Origin of the sequence: Acetobacter sp. DsW_059 (genome assembly GCF_002153695.1) — a bacterium.
Taxonomy (GTDB): Bacteria; Pseudomonadota; Alphaproteobacteria; order Acetobacterales; family Acetobacteraceae; genus Acetobacter; species Acetobacter thailandicus.
The window spans coordinates 25,145-35,823 of sequence record NZ_JOPI01000015.1 but is presented as its reverse complement, the minus strand read 5'-3'; the positions used below and the strand labels follow the sequence as shown (position 1 = coordinate 35,823).

Below are 10,679 nucleotides of genomic sequence, written 5' to 3'. Positions count from 1 at the left end.
TCCTGAAAAATACGCAATGATCTTCTCTTAAAAAAAAGCCCCGGTAAACCGAGGCTTTTTTTAGAACTACTCCTGATCAGGAGCAGCTGCAGAGTTGAGCTGAATGTAGCGCTCAATACCAATCTGCTTGATAAGATCAAACTGGCGGTCCAGAAAGTCTTCGTGCTCTTCTTCGTTAGCAAGAATCTTAAGAAGCAGGTCACGTGAAACAAAGTCACGGACACTTTCACAGTAGGCAATGCCTTCACGAAGATCAGCCATGGCTTTCTCTTCCAGCTTCAGGTCGCACTCGAGAATTTCTTTAACATCCTGACCAATCAGAATGGTGTTGAGGCGCTGTACGTTTGGCAGACCGCCAAGATAAAGAATACGCTCAATCAGCCAGTCGGCATGACGCATTTCTTCAATAGATTCTTCGTACTCTTTCTTACCCAGAAGAGTAACACCCCAGTGGCGCAGGGTACGGGCATGAAGAAAATACTGGTTAATAGCTGTCAGTTCGTTTGTCAGCTGAGTGTTAAGATGTTCGATAACTTTTGGATCTTTAGCCATATGCTCTCTCATTTTCTTGTTAGGAAATGAATGTCTTGAGCATTATGTAGAGCATTCCCAGGCGATGATCAATAAAAATAATCAGATATACTTTTATATTGATCTAATTGATTATTAATATCAACAAAAAAATATAATATATTTGTATTTTTTCTGTGAAAAATATCTGGATTTTTATATTTACTTGAAATGATAATTATTTTTAACTGGAGTTCTTTTTTAATCTGGTAAAGAAAGAGCACTGTTTTGATGGAAGTTTTCAAGTCGCTTTAAAAGAGATTGACGTAAAGCTATCGCTTTATCGTGGTTTAGTTTGTTTAAAGCACGTTGCATTGCGAAGAGAATATCAGACGTTGCATCAGGCAATGCTTTCTCCCACCAGAGAAGGGCTTCTTCTGTTTTTTTATTTTCTATCAGATAAGTCGCGTAATTATGTTGTCCTCTGTAATCACCATTTTCTGCTGATCGCCTGTACCATTCAACTGCAGCGTTCCTGTCCTGTTTGATTTCCCAGCCTTCCTCGAGAAAACGGGCAAGAATATTCATAGATTTAGCATGCCCGTTATGTGCAGCCTGCTGAAAAAGCATCAAAGCTTTTTTTAGGTTTTGTGGCATACCAAGACCACGCATGAAGAGGATTCCTAAATTATAGCGTCCCCATTCGTCATCGAGTCGGGCTGCATTTTCATAACATTCTGCGGCAAAGAGTAAGTTGACGGTATCTCCCCAGCCAAAGTGAGCACAGCGTCCGAGCATATTCCAGGCAGGGCCATAACCGGCGTCAGCAGCTATTCTAAACCAAACGCGGGCTTGTGCCGGGTTGGAGGGAACATATGTGCTGTTGAGAAGAATTTTGCCCCAGAGCACCTGTTCGAGGCAGTGCCCCAGAAAAGCTTTCTGACGAATCTCTTCTATGTCTGGTGGAAGAGACAGAGCAGCTTGTTCTTTTTTTTGTTTTGCAAACAGTGCCAGCCATTTTTTTTGTGTCATCGATATTGCCCTGTTTGCTTGCTTATTTGAGAATAATTATTATTAAAGAAAAGCTAAAATCAAGGCAAGGAATCAGGTGAAAAAGGAAACTTTATAAAATACATAAAATTATAGTATATTTAATATACAACTATTAACATTAGTTATTTTTTTTGTGTTTTATATTTTGATTATTTTTTAAGTGAAATACAATTCATTAAAAATTAACAATGTCATGATAACGTCATATTTTAGAAAGGATTATATGTAAAATTAGAGTAACAAATATATGATTTTCAGAAAAAATAATACGAAAATATATAGTTTTATATTGACATCTTTTCGTTGTTAGTTTTAGAAAATTAATGTTACGAAATGAAACAACAATGTTTTCAGGGGTTTTGAGGTGTGTTTACAACCCGTACGATAATGCGATGTAGGCATTAAGCCATTAAGGCAGGTTGCCTTTGAAAAGCTGACAGCTGCTTAGGCTGTCTTATAAAAAATAATAGCTGCGTGCTTATAAGGTTGTCGTGCTGTGTTACTCTCTAAAATTATTGAAATTGATGGTGTTTTTCTTGGAACAGCCGTGTTTTCGGATCAGGAAAGTCATCCGCGTTTTTATGCCGCACATGAGAGTGTGCGTGGAATTCATGATGCTGTAAAACCTGATTTTTGCGGTTTACTTCAGCATGTTGCTCGTCAGTTCCGTTGCAATCGTTTCAACGTCAGGCCTGCCTGAAAACAGATAAAGATGAGAATATGATCCTGCAGCTGGTTATGCTGCAGGGTAAATTTTAAATTCTAGTTGCGTGTGATTATTAATTGCACTAAAAGGGTCGTAAGCCGGATGTAGGGTATGGGGGCGTACCTGGTACATCCTGGCGTCGTGCCCATAAAAAAACCTGATGCTGCGCTTTATAATAATAAAAAAGCAGCATCAGGTTTTTTATTGCACTGAGTATGCACTGACATACTCAGTTCGAATCCTTCAGTTCAGAACAGTATCTTTTTCTTCATCGTCATAGTTGCGAATCTGAGGGCTCTGTCCGGGCTTAGGTTTAAACTCGCCTTTGCGCAGTGCTGTCTCAATATCTTCGAGCGATGCCCCTGCTGTTTCAGGTACATAAAAATAAACGAAAATAACAGAAGCCAGATTCACAGCAGCATAAACCCACATGGTGCCACCAAGGGTAACAAGCTGCACCAGTGTCAGTGCTGTTGCTGTTACCAGCAGGTCAGCACCCCAGAGTACAGCAGCATGAACGCTGGTTGCAGCGGCACGCATAGAAAGAGGGAACAGCTCAGCCCCCAGGAGCCAGCCTACGACCTGTATGCCACCTGAATTGAACATCATGAACAGCAGGAGAAAGAGAATTGTAATCCAGCTGCCAGCACTGCCTTTGTCAGGATGGATGGCAAACATAATACCCAGGCCGATCAGGCTGATAACTGAGCCCGGTCCCATAATTAAAACAAGGCGACGGCGACCGATTTTATCAACCAGCAGACAGCCAAGCAGTGTCATAACCAGGTAAACAACAGCAACACCAAGGCTGGCCAGCAAAGCGGCTGAATGACCGAATCCTGCATCGGACAAGAAGGTCGGTGTATAGTAAATCATCATCTCCAGACCGCCTGCCTGTGTAAAAAAGGCGATACCCAGAGCAGCGATAAGAGCCGGACGGGCAAAGGGTAATTTCAGTCCTTTCCAGCCCCGTTCGTTTTCATTGATATTTGAAGCATTTTCGTGAATTTCGTGAATTTCACGTTTGATTGTTTTGCGTGAAGTTCTCACCCGGCTCAGTTGCTCTACCGCAGAGGCCAGCCCTTCGTTTTCAGCTGTCCAGCGAGGACTTTTGGGCATGAAAAACATGCAGATAAACACAAAAGCGGCCGGTAGTGCTGCAATGGAGACCATGGGTCTCCATCCCCAGGCATCACGCATAGTAAAGCCAACCAGGTTGGCAAGAAAAATACCGACACCAATTGCAACATTAAAGAGCGTGACGAGGTTGCCGCGTCTGCTGGCCGGCGCGAGTTCGGAAATATAAGTTGGTACAACCTGTGTTGCACCCCCTACTGCCAAACCAAGAAAAACACGTGCTATAACTAAAAAAATCATATCGGGCGCATAAGAACAGGCCACGGCACCAATAACAAAAATGGCTGTGACAAGCATGACAGATATACGACGACCAAATTTTTCAGAGAAGTATGAGACGCCAAGAGCACCTGTAACGGCACCAATAAGAATAGCAGAAGTAACGATTTCTTCCTGACCAGAGGTCAGATGAAAATCTTTTGTTATGAGCAAAAGTGCTCCGGATATGATGCCAGTATCATATCCGTAAAGCCCACCACAAATAGCGGCAACAAAGGCGGCTATCCATAAGAGGAGGTTGGCATTAGGAGAGATTTCAGTGTTATTTATGGCTTCCTGAGCGCGTTTCTTTTCTGTTTGCATATTTTATACATGCCATATTTGTTGTGATTTTGCAAAGACTTGATTGCTTTTGTGTTAGAAAGCTCAACTCCTGCACAGATGCTTGACATTTTCAAACAGAAAGTTATTTCATGAAAACTACCAAGGGGGGTTCCGGCAAGGAACTGAGAGGCTACTGGTTCTGCTGGTCAGAACGCGTGGCGACCCTGCCGTTCGCAGCATGTAGCTGCGACGGGGAACCTGATCCGGGTCATGCCGGCGGAGGGACTGGTGAAAAGAAAAAACGACCGGTGTAGTTCTGTGACCTCTCCTGTGGGGTGCCTGCCGGGTTTTTTCTGCTCTCCGCTCCTCCGTAATGAGGAGTAAGCGAGATGACTGCCCCTGTTGAAACTAAAAAAAATCAGGCGCCGGATGTCAGGAGCATGTTTGCTGCTGATCCCGGGCATGTGACAACTGGTCCTGTACGTGGTTCACGCAAAGTCTATTCAAGCCCTGAAGGCCACCCGGATATCAGTGTTCCGTTTCGGGAAATTAAGCTCGACCCGTCAGCGCAGGAAAAACCTTTGTGGGTGTATGACACTTCTGGCCCGTATACCGAGACAGATGCGCAGATAGATTTGCGCCAGGGTTTGTCAGAGGTGCGTACCGGGTGGCTTAAAAAACGTAATTTCCAGCAGGTCACACCACGTGCTGTGAAACCTGAAGATAATGGTAACGCCCAGGGTGAGCATCTGGTGCCTGCCTGTCCTGCACCTCATGCCGTTTTAAAAGGCGCTGAAGGGCAGATGGTCACGCAATATGAGTTTGCACGTGCGGGTATCATTACAGAAGAAATGATTTACGTTGCACACCGCGAAAACCTTGGTCGCCAGATTGCTGCCGAGGGAGCCGCTGCACGTCTTCAGGATGGTAACTCATTTGGTGCCTCTGTGCCTGAGTTTGTAACGCCTGAGTTTGTCAGGCAGGAAATTGCCTGCGGCCGTGCCATTATTCCGGCTAACATTAATCACCCTGAGCTTGAGCCGGTGATTATCGGGCGTAATTTTCTTGTTAAGGTGAACGCTAATATTGGCAACTCAGCAGTGACCTCCACTGCGGCTCAGGAGGTGGAAAAGCTTGTCTGGGCGATTCGCTGGGGTGCTGATACGGTCATGGACCTCTCAACAGGTCGTAACATTCATAATATCCGTGACTGGATTCTTCGTAACTCGCCAACACCCATCGGTACAGTGCCACTTTATCAGGCGCTTGAGAAAGTTGGTGGTGATGTCAGCAAACTTAGCTGGGAAGTTTTTCGTGATACACTGATCGAGCAGGCTGAGCAGGGGGTGGATTATTTTACCATTCATGCGGGGGTTCGCCTGCAGCATGTGCCGCTCTCAGCCAGCCGTGTGACGGGCATTGTATCACGTGGCGGGTCGATCATGGCAAGCTGGTGCCTCAACGGGCATCGTGAGAGCTTTTTGTATGAGCATTTTGAGGAAATCTGCGACATTATGCGCGCTTATGACGTCTCCTTCTCTCTGGGAGATGGTTTGCGCCCGGGTAGTATTGCCGATGCGAATGATGCTGCGCAGTTTGCTGAGCTGGAAACCCTTGGTGAGCTGACCAAAATTGCCTGGGCAAAAGGGTGTCAGGTGATGATCGAAGGGCCTGGGCATGTGCCTATGCACAAGATCAAAGAAAATATGGATAAACAGCTCAAAGATTGTGGTGAGGCTCCTTTTTATACGCTTGGGCCACTAACCACTGATATCGCACCTGGTTATGACCATATTACCTCAGCTATTGGCGCAGCTATGATTGGCTGGTTTGGCACCGCAATGCTGTGTTACGTCACGCCAAAAGAGCATCTGGGGCTGCCAGACCGTGATGATGTGAAAACCGGTGTTATCACCTATCGCCTGGCTGCTCATGCGGCTGACCTGGCTAAAGGTCACCCCGCGGCAAGGCTGCGTGATGATGCGTTAAGCCGTGCACGGTTCTCATTCCGCTGGGAGGATCAGTTTAATCTGTCTCTCGACCCTGATACGGCATGTGCCTATCATGATGAAACAATGCCACGTGAAGCGCATAAAACAGCACATTTCTGCTCTATGTGCGGGCCTAAGTTTTGCTCTATGCGCATTAGCCAGGACATTAAAAAAGATGCTGAGCGTCTCGCCGGACTGGAAGAGAAAAGCGAAGAGTTCCGCAAGGCTGGCGGTAAAGTTTACATTCCGGCTGAATAAAACAGGTTTTTTGGGTGCTTAAAAACAGGTCAGGGGAGGGTAAAAACCCTCCCCTGACTGAAGTCTGAAAGTTTTAAAAAACGCGTCAGACTTCCTGTAATTGTGCTGAAAAATTCTCAAGCCAGTGAATGGTGTAGTCACCTTTCTGAAACTCAGGATTTTCAAGAATACGACGGTGCAGAGGAATAACCGTCTTAATCCCTTCAACAACAAACTCATCAAGAGCGCGTTGCATCCTGGCAATCGCTTCTGCACGTGTTGGTGCATGAACGATGACCTTAGCGATCATGCTATCATAGTAAGGCGGTACGCGATAGCCGGTATAAAGTGCACTATCAACGCGCACACCCAGTCCACCTGGCGGGTGATAAACTGTTACAGTACCGGGGCAGGGTGAGAAGTCGTTAGGGTCTTCAGCATTGATACGACATTCAATGGAATGACCAGAGAATGTTACATCTTTTTGTGTGTAACCAAGTTTCTCACCGGCTGCGATACGAATCTGCTCACGCACAAGGTCAACGTCACTGACCATTTCTGTCACAGGATGTTCAACCTGAAGACGTGTGTTCATTTCGATAAAGCAGAACTGGCCATCCTGATACAGGAACTCAAGAGTGCCAGCGTTACGGTAGCCCATTTTTGACAGGGCTTCAGTAACGGTCTTACCAATTTCATCACGCTGTTCTGCTGAAATAGCAGGTGACCCGGCTTCTTCAAGCAGTTTCTGGTGGCGACGCTGTAAAGAGCAATCACGCTCACCAAAATGGACGACATTATTATAGTTATCGCCAAGAATCTGAAGCTCGATATGACGGGGCTTATCCATGTATTTTTCAAGATAAACTGCGTCATTGCCAAAAGCTGCACGAGCTTCTGTACGGGCTACATTCCAGGCTTCTTCCAGGTCAGCTTCGGTCGGAGCAACTTTCATGCCACGGCCACCACCACCTGCTGCAGCTTTAATCAGCACAGGATAGCCAACTTTAGCTGCGACCTTACGTGCTTCCTCAATACTGGCCAGTTCACCATCAGAGCCGGGAACCAGAGGAACACCAAGTGCCTGCATGGTGGTTTTAGCGGTAATTTTATCGCCCATCATGCGGATGTGCTGTGCGGTTGGGCCAATAAAGACCAGACCGTGCGATTCTACCGTTTCGGCAAAGTCGGCGTTTTCTGACAGGAAGCCATAGCCGGGGTGAATTGCCTCCGCACCGGTGATGGTTGCGGCAGAAAGAATGGCGGCAACATTCAGGTACGAATCGCGTGATGAGGCCGGACCGATGCAGACTGCTTCATCAGCAAGGCGAACATGCATTGCATCCTGGTCAGCAGTTGAATGCACAGCCACGGTTTTGATGCCAAGCTCCCGGCAGGCGCGCAGGATACGCAAGGCAATTTCGCCACGATTGGCGATAAGAATTTTAGAGAACATTACTCAATAACGACCAGAGGCTGACCAAATTCTACCGGATCACCTGAAGCGACGAGAACAGATTTAACTGTGCCGGCTTTTGGCGCTTTGATCTGGTTAAAAGTTTTCATGGCTTCAATCAGGAGCAGAGTCTGACCGGCACTGACGGTCTGTCCGACGCTGATGAAAGGTGGAGCTGACGGGTCAGGTGTGAGGTAGGCTACACCAACCATCGGGCTTTTAACGGCTCCGGGGTGAGCGGAAAGGTCAGCCGGAGCAGCAACCGGTGCCGGAGCTGCAACAGCAGCCGGGGCAACCGCTGCAACAGGAGCTGCTACCGGTGCAGCAATAGCTGTCTGTACGGGCGGCAGAGCGCGTACCACACGAATGCGACTGTCTTTTTCGGTAACTTCAATTTCTGTCAGGCCAGTATCGGCCAGAATGGTAGCGAGTGTTCTAATGGTATCCGCATCCACGAGCAATCCGCTCATCGGTGATCATCCTCTTGAAAAATAAAATCAGTTATTGCCTGCAGCGCCAGGGAATATCCGGCCACGCCCAGTCCGCATATAACGCCAACAGCAGCGCGCGAAACATAAGACATGTGACGGAATGGCTCGCGACGGTGAATATTAGAAATATGTACCTCAATTACTGGCAAATCTGTTGCAAGCAAAGCATCTAGCAGCGCAACAGATGTATGGCTATATCCTGCAGGGTTAATAATGATGCCCCGGGCACGTTTACGGCACTCCTGCACCCAGGAAATCAGCTCACCTTCTATATTCGTCTGTCGAAAATCGATAGCCAGGTCAAGCTTATCTGCTGCCTGAATACAGATTTGTTCCACGTCGTCGAGCGTCGCATGTCCGTAAATTTCGGGCTGGCGCTGGCCGAGCATGTTGAGATTAGGGCCGTTAAGTACGGCAATAAGAGGTCTTTCCATGGTGGGGAGATGCTAGCACAGAGGGGATAAACTCTCCAAGATAAGCTGGTGAGATGAATTAATTTTCATGAAAAAATTTATTATCGGAAATATTAAAAAACAATTAAAAACCAATAAGATATGTCGTGTTTATTTGCACTAAATGATTTAATAACAGTGCGTTTTTTATGCTTGTCAGGTATAGAAAAAAACATATTTTTGATTTTTTATGCCACATTTGCGCTTTACATCGGGTATAGAAGGCATCCGGGTTGCCCTGATTATTAATGAGGAGGGAACAACACACGATGTCAGCTTTGCGCCGAACACTTCTGGGAGGGGTCGTTTTAATGACAGCTCTTGGATCATCCTCTGCCGGGGCAGCAGTTGCAGAAACAGGAAATTCCCCTGATACCGCTCTGGCCTCTTCTGATAATACAGGTGAGCCGGTCTCTACGCCCTGGGCGCAGTCTGTTCGTAACGCTCTGGCGGCGCGTAAACGTGCATTGATGAGCAGTGTTGATTCCATGAAGCATCGCCTGCACCAGGAAGGGCTGGCAAGCTGGTATGGTGAGCATTTTAATCGCCACCGTACGTCTTCAGGAACAATGTTTGATAAAACAGCTCTTACGGCTGCGCACCCGACATTACCGCTTGGGAGCAAAATTCTGGTAACGTCGAAGGAAACGGGGCGGTCAGTTGTCGTTATGGTTAATGACAGAGGACCATACGTTCATAACAGAATTATTGATCTTTCAAAGGCAGCTGCTGAACGTCTGGGTATGCTAAAAAAAGGCGTTGCTCATGTTGAGGTTCAGCCAGTACCTGAGGCAACAGAAGTTGCTCAGGCTCCGATAGCTGATGACGCAGAAAACAGGGCTTCATCCGTTCAGAATCCTGAAGCTCAGCCCACGGTTAAATATTCAAAACCTTTCCTGCGTAAGCGACACACAACAGCATCTCATTAATGCTGTTGAGGTGCTTTGCCTGAAATCTCCAGTGCCTGCCCTTCCATCTGGGCGCTGAGCTCGGCACCCATCATAACAACCCAGGCACTTACGAAAAACCACATCATAATGCCGATGAAGGCTCCGAGCGGGCCATAGGTTGCATTGTAGCTTGCGATGTGAGCGACATAATAAGAAAAACCGAGAGCCGAAATGACCCAGGTAATTGTTGAAAACAAGGCTCCTGGTAAAACCCATCGCCAGTTTGTGCGATAGTGGCGGTCTGGTCCAAAACGGTACAATGCGCATGTTGCCAGCGTCTGGAACAGAAAAACAACCAGAGGCCCGCTCCACTGTGCGACAAATTCAATTGATCCTGGTGGAGTAGGGATGTGCAGCCACATTGTCATATTGAGCAGCAGAGGTACCGCGACCATAATGGCTATTGTGAGCACTGCGCCGAGAATGGCAAAAAGTGTCATCGACAGAGCGGTAATCTGAAAGACAAAAAAATTGCGGGTTTCTTTAGTATTATAGGCAATATTAAGTGCAGCAAGAATTGAGCGTGTTGCCGCTGATGCCGACCACAGGGCGACACTAAGTGAAATGATCAGATTGAGGGTTAGTGAGCTGTGAGGTTCAGCAACCAGCGTCTGTATTCTGTCATAAATCAGAGAATATGCTGCCGGAGGGAGAAGGCTGCGCAGAACACGCAGCTGCGGTGTGACAGTCTGTACGTCAAAAGCCAGCCCGTAGATTGAGATGAGTGAACTTATCGCCGGGAAGAGAGACAGGGTGGTATAGAAAGCACACCCCGCAGCCACCAGAGTAATAGGGCCGGAGAAAATATTTTTGATGGCCTGTGACAGAATCATACGCCATTCGTGCCTGGAAAACTGCGAAGGGCGTGCAATAGTGCGAACAGGTGCGGAAGAAGATGTATTAAGGGTACTCTGATTTTTTGTCTCAGAAGGGGCGTGTTCAGCCTGGCTGCAATCGGCCTGCATTGTTTCTGAAATATCCTTATACTCATATTTCAGAGAAGAGGAGGTCTTCTCTGATACGGTGTATCTCCGGTTTTCGGCATAGTATCGGCTATTGTCTCTGTCGTAAGACTGACAGTAACGACGAAAAAACGTTTCAAATGTTCTCTGACACGAACATGAGAAAACTTTAATGAGATGCACAGACCTTC

At 46.9% G+C, this 10,679-nt stretch carries 10 protein-coding genes and 1 riboswitch; of the genes, 3 read left to right on the top strand and 7 right to left on the bottom strand.

Annotated elements, in window-relative coordinates:
- Positions 1 to 66: 66 nt before the first annotated feature.
- Together bfr and HK25_RS04345 are read right to left on the bottom strand one after the other, a co-directional pair.
- Positions 67 to 552 (bottom strand): bacterioferritin, encoded by a 486-nt coding sequence (gene bfr, locus HK25_RS04350; protein WP_086635430.1) that lies wholly within the window; start codon positions 550 to 552, stop codon positions 67 to 69.
- Positions 553 to 771: 219 nt separating this feature from the next.
- Positions 772 to 1,542: a tetratricopeptide repeat protein gene (locus HK25_RS04345; RefSeq protein WP_086635429.1), complete on the bottom strand. Its 771-nt coding sequence runs from the start codon at positions 1,540 to 1,542 to the stop codon at positions 772 to 774.
- A 517-nt stretch (positions 1,543 to 2,059) separates the two neighbouring features.
- Here HK25_RS04345 and HK25_RS04340 point away from each other — a divergent pair.
- On the top strand, positions 2,060 to 2,263 hold the full coding sequence (locus HK25_RS04340) for a hypothetical protein (protein ID WP_086553877.1): 204 nt from the start codon (positions 2,060 to 2,062) through the stop codon (positions 2,261 to 2,263).
- A gap of 249 nt (positions 2,264 to 2,512) precedes the next feature.
- Here the strand turns inward: HK25_RS04340 and HK25_RS04335 are convergent, their stop codons facing one another.
- Positions 2,513 to 3,988, bottom strand: coding sequence for a sugar porter family MFS transporter (locus HK25_RS04335; RefSeq protein ID WP_086553878.1), 1,476 nt, complete (start codon positions 3,986 to 3,988; stop codon positions 2,513 to 2,515).
- A 113-nt stretch (positions 3,989 to 4,101) separates the two neighbouring features.
- A riboswitch (TPP riboswitch) is annotated at positions 4,102 to 4,252 on the top strand.
- 137 nt (positions 4,253 to 4,389) lie between these two features.
- Here HK25_RS04335 and thiC point away from each other — a divergent pair.
- On the top strand, positions 4,390 to 6,198 hold the full coding sequence (gene thiC, locus HK25_RS04330) for a phosphomethylpyrimidine synthase ThiC (protein WP_086635435.1): 1,809 nt from the start codon (positions 4,390 to 4,392) through the stop codon (positions 6,196 to 6,198).
- Positions 6,199 to 6,283: 85 nt separating this feature from the next.
- Here the strand turns inward: thiC and accC are convergent, their stop codons facing one another.
- Genes accC through aroQ form a run of 3 tightly spaced genes read right to left on the bottom strand, consistent with a single transcriptional unit; the run spans position 6,284 to position 8,558 of the window.
- Positions 6,284 to 7,633 carry an acetyl-CoA carboxylase biotin carboxylase subunit gene (gene accC / locus HK25_RS04325; RefSeq protein WP_086553879.1) on the bottom strand — a complete coding sequence of 450 codons (1,350 nt, stop codon included), beginning with the start codon at positions 7,631 to 7,633 and terminating at the stop codon, positions 6,284 to 6,286.
- Entirely contained in the window at positions 7,633 to 8,103 is a 471-nt protein-coding gene (gene accB, locus HK25_RS04320) for an acetyl-CoA carboxylase biotin carboxyl carrier protein (RefSeq protein ID WP_086635428.1), read from the bottom strand. The genes accC and accB overlap by 1 nt, the downstream gene beginning before the upstream one ends.
- Entirely contained in the window at positions 8,100 to 8,558 is a 459-nt protein-coding gene (gene aroQ, locus HK25_RS04315; protein WP_086553881.1) for a type II 3-dehydroquinate dehydratase, read from the bottom strand. Before aroQ ends, accB begins: the two co-directional genes overlap by 4 nt.
- Positions 8,559 to 8,845: 287 nt before the next feature.
- On the opposite strand from aroQ, the gene HK25_RS04310 reads away from it, so the two are divergent.
- Positions 8,846 to 9,505: a septal ring lytic transglycosylase RlpA family protein gene (locus HK25_RS04310; RefSeq protein ID WP_086553882.1), complete on the top strand. Its 660-nt coding sequence runs from the start codon at positions 8,846 to 8,848 to the stop codon at positions 9,503 to 9,505.
- On the opposite strand, the gene HK25_RS04305 is transcribed toward HK25_RS04310, so the two are convergent.
- On the bottom strand, positions 9,502 to 10,491 hold the full coding sequence (locus HK25_RS04305; protein ID WP_086553883.1) for a YihY/virulence factor BrkB family protein: 990 nt from the start codon (positions 10,489 to 10,491) through the stop codon (positions 9,502 to 9,504). The genes HK25_RS04310 and HK25_RS04305 overlap by 4 nt on opposite strands.
- Positions 10,492 to 10,679 lie beyond the last annotated feature (188 nt).